This window comes from Streptomyces sp. NBC_01477 (assembly GCF_036227245.1).
Lineage (GTDB): Bacteria > Actinomycetota > Actinomycetes > Streptomycetales > Streptomycetaceae > Actinacidiphila.
On the sequence record NZ_CP109445.1, the window covers coordinates 7997990 to 8012303 of the forward strand.

Below are 14314 nucleotides of genomic sequence, written 5' to 3' on the forward strand. Positions count from 1 at the left end.
CCCGGAGCCGCACCTGCCGGTCGTACGCCCCGACCGGCGAGGCGCGGCCGTACGGTAGGGGCGTGGACACACGCGGGAGTGCCGCACTGCTGCGGACGGTGTACGGGGCCTTCGCCGACGTGGTGCCGCAGCTCGGCGACGAGGACTCGTGGCAGGCGACGGGGTGTACGGGCTGGGCGGTGCGGGACCTGGTCTTCCACTGCCTGTCGGACGCCCAGCGCGCACTGGTGGCGCTGCACACCCCGGCCGCGGGACCGGTGGACCGCGACGCGGTCACGTACTGGCGCGACTGGGCGCCCGGCAGCGCGGGGGCGGCCGACGGGCGGCGCTGGGTCCGGGTGAGCGCGAGCATGTTCCTGGACTTCGGGCGCGACGGACCGCGGGCGCCGAGGGCGCCGGACGGACAGGTCCGCCGGCGACGTCCGACGGTATGTGTGCGGCGAATGCCCGGCGCGGTTTTCACCGGCCGCGGCCGTTTCAGGTGCTGCGCCGGTCCGGTGCGGTGCCGGGGGCCGGGGCCGGGACGCGCTCGACGGCCAGGACGGCGACGTCGTCGGCCAGCCGGCCTCCGGTGTGTGCGGTCACGTCGTGGAGGAGGTGCCGCAGCAGCGCCTCGGGGCGGCCCGGCGGGAATGTCGCGGCCCGGTCGGCCAGCGGGTAAAAGGCGCCCTGCGGCGAGCGGGCCTCGATGACGCCGTCGGTGTAGAGCAGGAGGGTGTCGCCGTCGGCGAAGGCGAAGGCGTCGCAGTGCGGACCGCCGGCCGGCAGTCCGAGGCCCAGCGGCGGCGAGGGCGCGCTGGAGTCCAGGACGGTGACCCGGCCGTCGCGGAGCAGCAGCGGCGGCGGGTGCCCGCAGCTGATCATCGTGCCCTGCCGGCCGTCGTCCGGCAGGTCGAGGACGAGGGCGGTCACGAAGTGCTCGCCGGGGTCGTCGGCGCTGTCGGCGACGTCCTCAAGATCCGCGCCGACGCTCTGGTCCATCGCCTGGACCAGGTCGGGCAGCGTCTCGCAGTGCCGGGCGCCCTCGCGGAAGGCGCCCAGGACGACGGACGCCTCACCGATGGCGGCCAGCCCCTTGCCCCGTACGTCCCCGATGATGACCCGGGTGCCGCCCCGGCCGGTGCGGACCACCGCGAAGAGGTCGCCGCCGATCTGCGCGTCGGCGTCGGCCGTCACGTACCGCCAGGCCGCCCGCAGCGGTCCCACCCGTTCCGGCGGCGGTCGCAGCAGCACGCGCTGCGCGGTCTCGGCCACCACCCGCACCCGGCTCAGCTGCCGGGTGTGCCCCTCGCGCAGATAGCAGAAGAAGACCACCAGCACGGACAGCACCACCAGCGCGGTGAACTGCCAGACGTGGTTGGCGGTGCCCACGCCGCCGTTCAGTGCCGCCACCAGTGCCTGCGCCCCCACCGCGAGAGCCCCGATGATCGCGGTGCGCCACGGCCCGGCGAAGGAGGCGGTCAGCGCCGGCGCGATCACCAGCAGCGGCCCGAGGTGGACGCTGCTCGGCGACACCACCCCGGCCACGGTGATCACGATGATCAGCACCAGAGGGATGGCCAGCAGCCCTCCTGCGCCGCGCCCCGGGGAATCAACCAGCCGCCGAATGTCCATTCACCCATTCTCGCGGCACCTTCCCGCACGGCGGATAACCACGGACGACACGCCCGAAATCGCCCCTTCGAACCCGCCTCCCGCGCTCACGCGACGAGGCCGAAGGGATTTTCGAGCGGGCCGGCGGTTGCCGCGCGGCGGCCGGGCTGAGCTGGGCGTCCGCCGGGGGCGCCGGACGTCCGCGGTGCGGTCCGGCCCGTCGTCCGGACCCTGGGATCCGCCAACTCCGCAAATTCACCAGGGAATTGAGGATCCGTCATATTCACGGCAGGAAAACCCGGCCATGCGGTCGATCGGCGGCGGCCATATGGTGTTCGCCCGCTCTCCGCTGAGCTTGTCCTTGTGTGATGAATGTATTATCTTCCTCCTCATGTCCAGTGCACGCAGCGTCGACACAGCGCGAACGGCCGCGGTGATCCCGCTGGTCGCGCGCCTGCATGTCGACCTGTGCCACTGCAACGGCGACCTGTGTACGCCGTGACGCGCGTCCGCCCCTGACGTCCTCCCCGCCGCGCCCGGCCTGCTCCGCGCGGCGGCCCCGGGGTGCCCGGCGGCGTCCGTCCCGGCGCTTCGCGCCGATGCTCCACCACCCGGCCCGGTCGTCCGCCTGCCGCTCCGTCCCCGCGGCCGAGCGCGGCATCCGCCCCACCGCGCCGGTCCACCCATCCGCGGTGCCCGGCTGCGTCCGGCGCTGTTCCAGGAGTCCCCCTTGCCTGCCTTGCTCAAGAGAACCCCGTTCTGGGTCCAGATCCTCGCGGGTCTGGTCCTCGGTGTCGTCCTCGGCCTGATCGCCCGCGACGGCGACGTGAACTGGCTGACCGAGACGCTCACCCGGATCGGCAACATCTTCGTCCAGCTGCTCAAGCTGGCAGTTCCGCCGCTGGTGTTCACCGCTGTGCTGGTCAGCGTCGTCAACCTGCGCAACGTCACCAACGCGGCGCGGCTGGCGCTGCGTACGCTGATGTGGTTCTGCATCACCTCGCTGATCGCGGTGACCATCGGCATCGTGCTCGGCCTGGTGACCAAGCCCGGCGACGGCGTGCACCTGAAGGCCGCCGCGCTGCCCGACGAGATCCACAAGGGCAGCTGGATCGACTTCCTCACCGGGATCATCCCCACCAACGTCGTGGACGCCTTCAGCGAGCCCAACGTGCTGCAGATCGTCTTCCTCGCCGTGGTCGTCGGCGCCGCGTGCCTGTCCGTCGGGCCGAAGGCCGAGCCGCTGATCGACCTGTCCAAGGTCGTGCTGGAGGTCGTGCAGAAGGCGCTGTGGTGGGTCATCCGGCTGGCGCCGCTGGGCACGCTGGGCCTGATCGGCAAGTCCGTCGCCACCTACGGCTGGGACCTGCTCAAGCCGCTCGGCACCTTCACCGTGGACGTCTACGTGGGCTGCGCCCTGGTGATGTTCGTCGTCTACCCGCTGCTGCTCGCGCTGGTCGGCAAGATCAACCCGGTCAACTTCTTCAAGGGCGCGTGGCCGGCCATCCAGCTCGGCTTCGTCTCCCGCTCGTCGGTGGGCACCATGCCGGTGACCCAGCGGGTGACCGAGCGGCTCGGTGTGCCGCGCGACTACGCCTCCTTCGCGGTGCCCTTCGGCGCCACCACGAAGATGGACGGCTGCGCCGCGGTCTACCCGGCGCTCGCGGCGATCTTCGTGGCCGAGGTCTACCACGTGCACCTGGGCATCGGCGACTACCTGCTGATCGCGTTCGTCTCGGTGATCGGCTCGGCCGCGACCGCGGGCCTCACCGGCGCCATCGTGATGCTGACGCTGACCCTGAGCACGGTCGGTCTGCCGCTCGAAGGCGTCGGCCTGCTGCTCGCGATCGACCCGATCCTGGACATGATGCGTACCGCGACGAACGTCGCCGGGCAGGTGCTGACCCCTGTGCTGGTCGCCTCGCGCGAGAAGATCCTGGACCTGGACGCGTTCAACAACCCCCGCGACCTGGAGGACGCCGACGAGCCGGAGACCGCCGACGACTCCCGGGAACTGGTCGGGGTCTGACGCCCGGCCCCCGCGCCGGCCGAGCCCCGTACGGGCCTGCCCGCACTCCGCTCGCGCGGAGTGCGGGCAGGCCCGACGCGTGCGCTGTATCCGGTGGCCCCCCGCGCGGCCACCGTCTGCCGCTCCCGGCGTGTCGCATCCACGAGGCAGATCCATGTCGTTGCCTGGCACATGCGAGCTGGTTCGCCCGGAAAGCCTCTTGTTTGATCACCCATGGTTCCGACTGCGTTTCTGTGTGGTGAACCACTCGTCGTGGTCCGGCGCGGCTTGTTTCACTGAGCCATGGACCTGAACACGGTGAGGGAGATCCGGGACGCCCGGCACCCCGCCCCCTGGCGGCCCGGCGACGCCTGGCTCGGCGGCGGGACGTATCTGTTCTCCGAGCCGCAGCCGCATCTGCGCCGGCTGGTGGATCTCAGCACAACCGGCTGGACACCGGTCCTGGAAGCGGACGACGGGGCGCTGGAGATCGCGGCGACGTGCACGATCGCCCAGCTCTCCCGCTACGGCGGACAGCAGCTCCGGGCGACGGCGGCGCCGCTGTTCGAGCAGTGCTGCCGGGCGTTCCTGGCCTCGTTCAAGATCTGGAACATGGCCACCGTCGGCGGCAACCTCTGCAACGCCCTTCCCGCCGGCCCGATGATCTCCCTGACCGCCGCACTCGACGGGGTCTGCCTACTGCGCGCCCTGGACGGCGGACTGCGCCGCGTCCCGGTCGCCGACTTCGTCACCGGGGCGGGCCGCAAGGACCTGGCCGAGGGCGAGCTGCTGCGCTCGGTGACCCTGCCCGCGCGGGCGCTCGGCTCCCGTACGGCCTTCCGGCAGGCGTCCCTCTACGGCCTCGGGCGGTCCGGCGTCCTCGTGATCGGGACGCTCGATCCGCAGGACGGGTCGGTCGCGGTCACCCTCACCGCCTCGACGGTGCGGCCCTTCCGGCTGCGGTTCGCCGCGCCGCCGACCGCGGCCGAGCTGAGCGAGGCCGTGGCGGGAGCCGTCGCCGACCACGAGTGGTTCGACGACATCCACGGACTGCCGCAGTGGCGGCGGCACATGACCTTCCGGCTGGCCGAGGAGATCCGCCGGGAACTGACCGGGGACGCCGGCCGATGACCATCGAGGTGAACGGCAGGCCGTTCGACGCGGACCCGCGCCCCGGGCAGTGCCTGCGGACGTATCTGCGCGAGCAGGGCTGGTTCGGTGTCAAGAAGGGCTGCGACGCGGGCGACTGCGGCGCCTGCACCGTCCATGTCGACGGCGAGCCCGTGCACAGCTGCCTGTACCCGGCCTTCCGCGCCCGGGGCCGGTCGGTCACCACGGTCGAGGGACTGGCCTCGCCCGACGGTGAACTGCACCCCGTGCAGCGCGGGTTCCTCGACGCGCAGGGCTTCCAGTGCGGCTTTTGCACCGCGGGGCTGCTGATGACCACGGCCGCGCTGGACGAGGAGCAACTGGCGGACCTGCCGCGGGCGTTGAAGGGCAGCCTGTGCCGCTGCACCGGCTACCGGGCCGTCGAGGACGCCATCCGCGGCGTCCGGCACACCGAGGTTCCTGCGGCGGGCGAGGCAGTGGGCCGCAACCTGCCCGCGCCCGCCGGGCCGCAGGTCGTCACCGGGACCGCCCGCTACACCTTCGACCTCGACGTGCCCGGGCTGCTGCACATGAAGCTGCTGCGCTCCCCGCACGCCCACGCCCGGATCACGGCCATCGACACCGCCGCCGCGCTGCGCGTGCCCGGGGTCCACGCCGTCCTGACCCACCACGACGCCCCCGAGCGGCACTTCTCCACCGCCCGCCACGAGCACCCGACCGACGATCCGGACGACACCCGCGTCCTGGACGACACCGTCCGCCATATCGGCCAGCGCGTCGCGGCCGTCGTCGCCGACAGCGAGGCCGCGGCCGAGGAGGGCTGCCGGGCCGTCGAGGTCGCGTACGAGGTGCTGCCCGCCGTCCTCGACCCGGAGGAGGCGATGCGGCCGGGGGCGCCCGTGGTGCACGCCAAGGACGCGGCCACGGCCCGGATCTCCCGGCCGCACGACAACGTGGCGGGCGAGGTGCACGGCGAGGCCGGCGACATCGCGGCGGGATTCGCCGAGGCCGATGAGATCTACGAGGAGACCTTCCGCACCCAGCGGGTCCAGCACGCGGCCCTGGAGACCCATGGCGCGGTCGCCTGGATCGACGAGGACGGCCGGCTGACCGTACGCACCAGTTCGCAGACCCCGTTCCTGACCCGGCGCGCCCTGTGCGCGCTGTACGACCTGCCGCTCGACCGGGTGCGGGTGGTCGCGGGCCGGGTCGGCGGCGGCTTCGGCGGCAAGCAGGAGATGCTGGTCGAGGACATCGTCGCCCTCGCCGTCCTGCGGCTGCGCAGGCCCGTGAAGCTGGAGTACACCCGCGCCGAGCAGTTCTACGGCGCCACCACCCGGCATCCCTTCACGGTCCACGTCAAGGTGGGCGCCCGGCGGGACGGCACACTGACGGCCTTCCAGCTGCGGGCGGTGTCCAACACCGGCGCGTACGGCAACCACGGCCCCGCGGTGATGTTCCACGCCTGCGACGAGTCGCTGGCGGTCTACCGCTGCCCGAACAAGAAGGCCGACGGCTACGCCGTCTACACCCACACCGTCCCTGCCGGGGCCTTCCGCGGCTACGGCCTCGGGCAGGTCGTCTTCGCCACCGAGTCGGCGCTCGACGAACTCGCCCGCCGCCTCGGCATGGACCCCCTGGAGTTCAAGGCCAGGAACATCATCGGCCCCGGCGAACCCATGATCAGCACCGGCGGCGAGGAGGAGGACCTGCACATCGCCAGCTACGGCCTCGACCAGTGCCTGGCGGTGATCCGCGCGGCGCGGGCCGAACCCGCCGAGCCCGGCCCGGACGGCTGGCTGGTCGGCGAGGGCGCGGCCCTGGCGATGATCGCCACCGGGCCGCCCGGCGGCCACATCGCCGACGTGCGCGCCGCCCTGCTGCCCGACGGGACCTTCGACCTGGCCGTCGGCACCGCCGAGTTCGGCAACGGCACCACCACCGTCCACCGGCAGATCGCCGCGGGCGAACTCGCCACCACCGTCGAGCGGATCACCGTGCGGCAGTCCGACACCGACGTCGTCCGGCACGACACCGGCGCCTTCGCCTCCACCGGCGTGGTCGTGGCGGGCAAGGCCACCCTGCGCGCCTCCCGCGCCCTGGCCGCCGTGCTGCTGGACTTCGCCGCCGCCCACCTGCGGGTGGCCCGCGCGGACTGCCGGCTGGTGGACGAGGCGGTCGCGTACGGCCCGGGCGGCGGCAGCCGCATCCCGCTCAAGGAGCTGTACGCGGCGGCCCGCGCGGTCGGCGCGGACCTGGCGGCGGACGGCCACTTCGGCGGCACCCCGCGTTCTGTGGCCTTCAACGCCCACTGGTTCCGTGTCGCGGTGGACCCGGGCACCGGCGAGATGCGGATCCTGCGCAGCGTGCACACCGCCGACGCCGGCAAGGTCATGAACCCGATGCAGTGCCGCGGGCAGGTCGAGGGCGGCGTCGCCCAGGCGCTGGGCGCCACCCTCTTCGAGGACGTCCGCGTCGACGGGCGCGGCGCGGTCGACACCGCCGCCTTCCGCCGCTACCGGCTCCCGCAGTACGCCGACATCCCGCGCACCGAGGTCCACTTCACGCAGACCGCCGACGCCATCGGCCCGCTCGGCGCGAAGTCCATGAGCGAGAGCCCCTTCATCCCCGTCGCCCCCGCCTTCGCCAACGCCCTGCGTGCCGCGACCGGCCTGCGCTTCACCGACCTCCCGCTGACCCGCGACCGGGTGTGGCTGGCCCTGGACGCGGCGGGCACGCGGGCGGCCGAAGGGCGGTGACCCCGGGTCCCGGACCCGGGTCCGGGCAGCTCGGCCGAGCTGCCCGGACAGGGCCGTGAGTCCGTGCCCGGCGCGCGGCCGGCCGGCCCCTACGTGTCGGTACGGCCGGCGAACCGCCGCTCGAAGCCGTCGCCGACGCTCGCGGTGACGGTGTAGTCGTACTGGCCGTCGGAGGCGGGCGCCAGCGTGCGGCTCTGCGTGCCGCCCGCCGGAACGGCGACCGTCGAACCGCCGCTGCCCGTATAGCCGTTGGCGCCGATCGTGAAGGTCACCGCCGCAGTCCCTGAATTGGTCAGGGTCAGCACCAGGGCGGCCGGCGCGGCCGGGGCGATGGACAGGGCGGCCTCGGGGTGCGCCTTCGCGGTGTTGCTCCAGGTGCGCACATCCCCCTTGAAGCCGCGCAGATAGCCGTCCGGCCCGTGCAGGTCGATGTCGTAGAGGCCGCCGCCGTAGGTCTGCGCGCTGAAGTAGTCCGAGATGGAGCCGCCCGCCGGCAGGGTGTACCGCCAGTTGTCGTAGGAGCGGTAATTGACGGTGTACGCGGCGAAGCCGCCGCCGAGCGCGCCCTTGGCGACCGTCTTGAACCAGATCCGGCCCGTGGCGGTGTCGGTCCACGACGTGGTGTCGAAGAAGTAGCCGACCCTGCGGACCGGCCGGGTCCCCGACTCCTGGACCGGGGCGACCGGGGTGGCGGGCGGCGCCGCGTCCGGCAGTGAGTTCTCCGCGTCGCAGGCCGCGACGAGTGCCGCGGTGTCCGGCAGTGACGGGAAGGCCGTGTTCTTCGTGGTGAAGTCGAACGCCGACATCAGGTCGCCGCACACCGTGCGCCGCCACGCGGAGATGTTCGTCTCCTTCACCCCGGTCCAGTTCTCCAGGAACCGCAGCGGCGAGGTGTGGTCGGCGACCTGGGAGTTGACGTAACCGCCTCGGCTCCAGGGGGAGATGACGATCATCGGCACCCGCGGGCCGAGTCCGATCGGCACGCCGCCGATGAACTCGTCGGCCGTCCCGGCCGGCGCGACCGGCGGGGCGACATGGTCGAAGAAGCCGTCGTTCTCGTCGTAGTTGAGGAAGACCACCGTCTTCGCCCACACCGCCGGGTTCGCGGCCAGTGCCTTCAGCACGTACTGCGAGGTGTAGTTCGCCCCGTACGCGGGCGGGTAGTCGGGGTGCTCGCTCTGGTTCGCCGGGGCCACGACCCAGCTCACCGCGGGCAGCGTCCCGGCGGCGACGTCCGCGGCGAAGGCGTCGGCGGTGCGCCGCTGCATGCCGTTGACGTACAGCGGGGAGCCGGCCGCGGCGCTCTTGAAGCTCTTGAACCAGGCCAGCGGGTTGTCGTCGTAGTTGTCCTGCTGCTGGTAGACCCGCCAGGAGATGCCCGCCGCCTGCAGGCGCTCGGCGTACGTCGTCCAGCTGTAGCCCTTCTCCGAGTTGTCGGTGACCGGGCCGCCGTTCTTGCCGCCCGGGTCGACCGTGCCCGTCCACTGGTACAGCCGGTTCGGGTTGGTCGGCCCCTGCACCGAGCAGAAATACTGGTCGCAGACCGTGAACGCCTCGGCGAGCGCGTACTGGAACGGGATGTCGGCGCGCTGGTAGTAGCCCATCGCGTAGGCGCTCTTGGCCGGCACCCAGTTGTTGTACAGGCCGTTGTTCCACGCGGTGTGGGTGCCGGACCAGCCGTGGTCGAGGTCGCGCACCCGCTGGGCGTCGGTGGTGGCGGTGTTCAGGTGCCACGGCAGCACGAGGGTGCCGCCGGACGGTCCCGAGCTGGTCTGGCGCAGCACGTCGGAGGAATTCGGGAAGCGCAGCCGCGAGCGGTCGCCGTAGCCGCGTACGCCCTTGAGCGTCCCGTAGTAGTGGTCGAAGGAACGGTTCTCCTGCATGAAGATCACGACGTGCTCGACGTCGTCCAGCGTGCCGGCCGCCGGGGCGGCGGCCATCGCCGTCTGCACGGAGGCGGGCAGCGCGCCGACGGCGGTGAGGGAACTGCCGGCGGCTGCGCCGAGGAACGTACGGCGGGTCAGGGGCGTCACTGCTACTCCTCGATCGGGGGGAGTGGTGCCGGGTCCTTGCGGGTCCTGCGCGGTGATGCGGGGTGTACGGGTGCGGTCGGGCGGGGCGGTCAGCTGCCGGTGGCCGACTTCCAGGCGTCCACGTAGGCCGGCAGGTGCGCGTCGATGTCCTTCCAGTCCGGGGTGAAGACGTCCACACCCGCCATGATCTTCTTCAGTTCGGCCGCGTGCGGGTCGGTCGCGGTGACATCGGTCCGGGCTGCGAACCCGCCGCCGACCGAGGACACCTCCCGCTGCACGTCCTTGCTCAGCAGGAAGTCGAGCAGCTTCCTGCCCGCGTCCTGGTGCGGGCCGTTCCTGACCAGGCCGGCGGCGTACGGCAGCGCGAAGGTGGTCGGCCGCCCGCCGGCGGCGGCCGGGAAGAAGATGCCCTGGTTCGGCATCGACGCCATGTCGGCGTAGTTCATCTGCACATCGCCGTTGGCGACCAGCAGTTCGCCCTTGTCGACCTTCGCGGCGAGCTGGCCGGTGGACGCGGACGGCCCGACGTTGTTGGCCTGGAGCCTCTTCAGGTAGTCCATCGCGGGGCCCTGGCCGCCGAAGTCGTGCACGGCCTTGATCAGGACGGCGGTGCCGTCGCCCGCGACGCCGGGGGTGGAGTACTGGAGCTTGTTCTTGTACGTCCCGGCGAGCAGGTCGTCCCAGGTCTTCGGGGGCTGGGGGAGTGCCTTGGTGTTGTAGATGAAGCAGAGGTAGTTGTTGACGATCGACGTCCACGCGCCCGAGGCGTCCTTGTCGGCGGCGCCGACCTGCTCGGACCCGGCCGGCCTGTAGGCCGTCAGCAGGCCCTTGCTGTCGGCCTGCTGGATGAAGGGCGGCAGGGTGACGATCAGGTCGGCCCGGGTGTGGGGCTTCTCGCGCGCGAGGCGCTGCACCATCTCGCCGGAGCCGCCTTCGACGTAGTTCACCTTGACGCCGGTCTGCGCGGTGAAGTCCTTGAAGACCTTGTCGTAGAAGCCGTCGCCGGCCTCGGAGTGCAGGCCGTCGGCGCTGTAGACGGTCACTTCGGTGGAGGGCTTGCCGCTGTCCGCGGCGGAGGAGCCGCCGCAGGCGGTCAGGGCGGCTCCCAGCGCCAGGACCCCCGTACCTGCGGTGAGCGTGGTGCGGACGCTGCGGAAACGGTTGTGCTCGGGCATGGCGGTACGTACTCCTTCGTGTCCCCGGGGGAGAGGGTCCGGGGCGGACGGGCGGGCAGGGGGAGAGGTGTCAGGGCGGGTGGGCGGGCGGGTCAGCGGAAGGCGGCCCTGGTGCGTATCCGGGACACGGCGAGCAGCACGGCGAGCGTCGCCGTCATCAAGACGACCGCCAGCGCGGCGCCCTCGAAGAGCGACCCCCGGTTGGCGGCGCCGTAGATCTCTACGGGCAGCGGCACCCAGTCCGGCGGGTAGAGCATCATCGTGGCGCTCAACTCGCCCATGGACAGGGCGAAGCACAGCCCGGCCGCCGCGGTCAGCGACGGCAGCAGCAGCGGGATCCGGATCCGCCACAGCACGTACAGCGGACCCGCCCCCAGGCTCGCGGCGCTCTGCTCGTACGCCGGGTCGAGCCGGGTCAGCGCCGCGCTCACCGACTGGAAGGCGAACGCGGTGACCAGCACGGTGTGCGCGAGGATCACGATCCCGGCCGTCCCGTTGAGCAGGAACGGCGGCTGCGAGAACGCCACCAGCAGCGAGAGCCCGACGACCACCGAGGGCACCGCGAGCGGCAGCATGAACAGCGCGTCCACCACCCGGCGGGCGGCGCCGCGCAGCCGGCCGGCCGCCAGCGCGGCCCAGCCGCCGGTCAGCAGCGCCAGCACGCTCGCCGCGAGCGCGGTCAGCAGGCTGGTGGTGAGGGCGTGCAGCGAGTCGCCGCGGCCGACCGCCCGGTAGTGGGCGAGCGTCGGGTGCGAGGGGAACGGGCCGCTCCAGTGGGTGGCGAAGGACGCCGCCACGATCACCAGGAACGGCAGCGCGAACAGCGGCAGGAAGAGAGCGAAGAAAACCGTCCAGGCCGTCCAGCGGCCGCGCCTGCTATGCACGAGCACGGTGGCCGCCTCCCGTGGCGCGGGCCAGGACGGCCCGGTAGAGCGCGTACAGCGTCACCGACAGCGCCACCGAGACGACCGAGACCACGCACGCCCCCGGGTAGTCGCCGTCCAGGATCGCCTTGCTGTAGACGAGCGTCGGCAGGGTCGTGACGCCCTTGGCGCCGGTGAAGAGCACGATGCCGAACTCGTTCAGGCACAGGACCAGCACCAGGCTGCCGCCGGCCGCCAGTGCCGGCAGCGCCTCGGGCAGCACGATCTGCCTGACGATCCGCGGCGCCCGCGCGCCCAGCGAGGAGGCCGCCTCCAGTTGCGCGGTGTCGACCTGCGAGAAGGCGGCGAGCAGCGGCCGCATGACGAACGGTGTGAAGTAGGTGATCTCGGCGAGCAGTACCCCCCAGGGCGTGCGCAGGAAGGTGAAAGGGCCGTCCGCCGCGCCGGTCACGTCCGTCCACAGGCCGTTGGCCATGCCCACCGTGCCGTAGACGAACAGCAGCGCCAGGGTGATCAGGAAGGACGGGAAGGCGAGGAAGATGTCGATGAAGCGACTCAGCGCCCGGCCGCCGGGGAAGGGCACGAAGGCGATCACCAGGGCCAGGACGAAGCCGAGCACCAGGCAGCCGGCGGTCGAGGCGGCGGCGATCCACACGGTGTTCCACAGCGCCTTGCGGAAGGACTCCTCCCGGAACACCTGCGTGTACGCGGTCAGCGAGCGTCCGCCGGTGTCCGGCGAGACCGACTGCCGGGCCACGAGGAACAGCGGGTAGAGGAACACCAGCCCGAGCGCCCCGACCGGCGGCAGCGCCCAGGCCCACGCGGGCAGCGCGCGGGAACGGCCCCGGCGCGGGCGGCCGGAAGCCGCCGGGGCGGTGCTTCCGGGCGGCGGGGCCTGGACCGGCGGCAGCGGGGCGGCGTGGGCGCCGGCCGGAGCCGCCGGCCCTCCCGGGCTAGCCATGCCGCGCCTCCTCCGCCAGCCCGCCGGGCAGCAGCACCGCGTCCTCGGCGTGGAAGGTCAGCGCGATCTCGTCGCCGACCTGCGGCGGCTGCCGCAGGTCGCCCACGTCGGCCCGCAGCTGCTGTCCGCAGGAGTCGACCAGCAGCCGGTGCGTGTGGCCGCGCCACTGCACACCGGTGACGGTGCCGCGCAGGACGTTGACCCCGGCGGCCGGTCCCGCGGCCGGCTCCGCCGCCTCCGCGAGCCGCAGCAGGTGCGGCCGTACGCACACGGTCGCCTCGGCCCCCGGCGCGGGACCCGCCCGGCCGGGTGTGTCCGGGGCCACCCGCAGGGCCGCCGCGCCCAGCCGGAAGCCGCCGTCCTCGTGCGCGCGGACGGTCAGCAGATTGGCACTGCCGACGAAGCCCGCCGTGAAGGCGGTCCGCGGAGTTCGGTACAGCTCGTGCGGAGTGCCGCAGTCCTGGAGCCGGGCCTGGTCCAGGACGGCGATCCGGTCGGCCAGGGTCAGCGCCTCGATCTGGTCGTGCGTGACGTAGAGGATCGACATGTGCGGCAACTCCCGGTGCAGGCGGGCCAGTTCGGCGAGCATCCCGGAGCGCAGCCGGGCGTCGAGCGCGGACAGCGGCTCGTCGAGCAGCAGCACCCCCGGCCGGACGGCCAGCGCGCGGGCGATGGCCACCCGCTGCTGCTGACCGCCGGACAGCTCCCGCGGATAGCGGCGCGCGTAGGCCGCCATGCCGGTCATCTCCAGCGCCTCCGCGACCCGCGCGGAGACCTCGGCGCGCGGGGTGCGCCGCGCACGCAGCCCGAACGCCACGTTCTGCTCGACCCGCAGATGCGGGAAGAGCGCGTACTGCTGCACGACCATGCCGATGCCGCGCCGGTACGGGGGCAGGCCGGTGACGTCGTGCCCGCCGATCAGCACCCGGCCGGCCGACGGGGCGACGAAGCCGGCCACCGCCCGCAGCGCGGTGGTCTTGCCCGAGCCGGACGGCCCGAGCAGGGCCATCACCTCGCCGGGCCCGACGGTCAGGTCGAGGGCGTCCAGCACGGTCGTACCGCCGTAGGACACGCTGACCCGGTCGAAGCGGATGCCGCTCGCCCCGGTCGCCCCGGCTGCCCCGCCCGCGCCGCTCATCGCGCCGGCTCCGGTATCAGCGACGGAAGTTCGGCCACCGACCCCAGGACGTGGGTGGCACCGGCGGCCCGCAGGTCCGGCGCCGCGTGCGCGCCGGTGGTCACGCCCGCGACGACCGCCGCGCCGGACCGTACGCCGCTGAGCATGTCGTACGCGGTGTCGCCGGCCACCGCGATCTGCCGCACCGACTCGGTGCCGGTGCGCAGCAGGGCGGTGAGCACCATGTCCGGGTACGGCCGGCCGCGCCCGGCGTCGGCGGGGCACAGCGTGAGGTCGGCGATGTCCTGCCAGCCGAGCGCGGCGAGGATCGCGTCCTGGGTGGTACGGGAGAAGCCGGTGGTCAGCACGACGCTGCGGCCCTCCGCGCGCAGCCGGCCGATCGTCTCCTCGGCGCCGGGCAGCGGGGCGCAGACGCCGGAGTCGACCAGGCCGGCGTAGGCCCGTTCGAAGGCGGCGTTCGCCCGCCGGGCGCGCTCCTCGGTCCCGAACAGGGTGCGGAAGACGGTGATCTTCGACTCGCCCATGGTGGCGCGCACGTGGTCCAGGTGCCGCGCGTGCTCGGGGCTGCCGGGCTCGACGCCGAGTTCCTGCGCGGCCCGGGAGAAGGCCGCTTCGACCAGGCCGTCGTCGGCCACGGTGGTCCCGGCCATGTC

10 protein-coding genes and 1 pseudogene are annotated in these 14314 nt (G+C 73.1%); 4 read left to right on the forward strand and 7 right to left on the reverse strand.

Going from position 1 to position 14314, the window contains the following annotated elements; all coding sequences use genetic code 11:
• Positions 1 to 122 precede the first annotated feature (122 nt).
• A pseudogene (locus OHA86_RS34110) lies at positions 123 to 368 on the forward strand (maleylpyruvate isomerase N-terminal domain-containing protein); the annotation flags it as partial.
• A gap of 109 nt (positions 369 to 477) precedes the next feature.
• On the opposite strand, the gene OHA86_RS34115 reads toward OHA86_RS34110, so the two are convergent.
• Complete coding sequence (locus OHA86_RS34115) at positions 478 to 1614, reverse strand: PP2C family protein-serine/threonine phosphatase (protein ID WP_329181595.1); 1137 nt, start codon at positions 1612 to 1614, stop codon at positions 478 to 480.
• A gap of 709 nt (positions 1615 to 2323) precedes the next feature.
• On the opposite strand from OHA86_RS34115, the gene OHA86_RS34120 reads away from it, so the two are divergent.
• The 3 genes from OHA86_RS34120 (at position 2324) to OHA86_RS34130 (ending at position 7470) form a co-directional block, all read left to right on the forward strand.
• On the forward strand, positions 2324 to 3622 hold the full coding sequence (locus OHA86_RS34120) for a dicarboxylate/amino acid:cation symporter (protein WP_329181597.1): 1299 nt from the start codon (positions 2324 to 2326) through the stop codon (positions 3620 to 3622).
• A 282-nt stretch (positions 3623 to 3904) separates the two neighbouring features.
• Complete coding sequence (locus OHA86_RS34125) at positions 3905 to 4732, forward strand: FAD binding domain-containing protein (RefSeq protein WP_329181599.1); 828 nt, start codon at positions 3905 to 3907, stop codon at positions 4730 to 4732.
• Entirely contained in the window at positions 4729 to 7470 is a 2742-nt protein-coding gene (locus tag OHA86_RS34130; protein ID WP_329181600.1) for a molybdopterin-dependent oxidoreductase, read from the forward strand. Before OHA86_RS34125 ends, OHA86_RS34130 begins: the two co-directional genes overlap by 4 nt.
• Before the next feature lie 89 nt (positions 7471 to 7559).
• Here the strand turns inward: OHA86_RS34130 and OHA86_RS34135 are convergent, their stop codons facing one another.
• The 6 genes from OHA86_RS34135 to OHA86_RS34160 all read right to left on the reverse strand — a co-directional run bounded on the left by OHA86_RS34135 (position 7560) and on the right by OHA86_RS34160 (position 14311).
• Positions 7560 to 9503 carry a phosphocholine-specific phospholipase C gene (locus tag OHA86_RS34135; protein ID WP_329181602.1) on the reverse strand — a complete coding sequence of 648 codons (1944 nt, stop codon included), beginning with the start codon at positions 9501 to 9503 and terminating at the stop codon, positions 7560 to 7562.
• Positions 9504 to 9592: 89 nt separating this feature from the next.
• Positions 9593 to 10678 (reverse strand): 2-aminoethylphosphonate ABC transporter substrate-binding protein, encoded by a 1086-nt coding sequence (locus OHA86_RS34140; protein ID WP_329181603.1) that lies wholly within the window; start codon positions 10676 to 10678, stop codon positions 9593 to 9595.
• 92 nt (positions 10679 to 10770) lie between these two features.
• Positions 10771 to 11568, reverse strand: a complete 798-nt coding sequence (locus OHA86_RS34145) for an ABC transporter permease (RefSeq protein ID WP_329181604.1) — start codon at positions 11566 to 11568, stop codon at positions 10771 to 10773.
• A complete protein-coding gene (locus OHA86_RS34150; RefSeq protein WP_329181606.1) occupies positions 11555 to 12523 on the reverse strand; it encodes a 2-aminoethylphosphonate ABC transporter permease subunit in 969 nt (322 codons plus the stop codon). The genes OHA86_RS34145 and OHA86_RS34150 overlap by 14 nt, the downstream gene beginning before the upstream one ends.
• The gene (locus OHA86_RS34155; protein ID WP_329181608.1) at positions 12516 to 13661 is read right to left on the reverse strand and encodes an ABC transporter ATP-binding protein; all 1146 of its coding nucleotides are present in this window, start codon (positions 13659 to 13661) and stop codon (positions 12516 to 12518) included. Before OHA86_RS34155 ends, OHA86_RS34150 begins: the two co-directional genes overlap by 8 nt.
• Positions 13658 to 14311, reverse strand: a complete 654-nt coding sequence (locus OHA86_RS34160; protein WP_443072039.1) for a phosphonatase-like hydrolase — start codon at positions 14309 to 14311, stop codon at positions 13658 to 13660. Before OHA86_RS34160 ends, OHA86_RS34155 begins: the two co-directional genes overlap by 4 nt.
• Between the last annotated feature and the right edge of the window lie 3 nt (positions 14312 to 14314).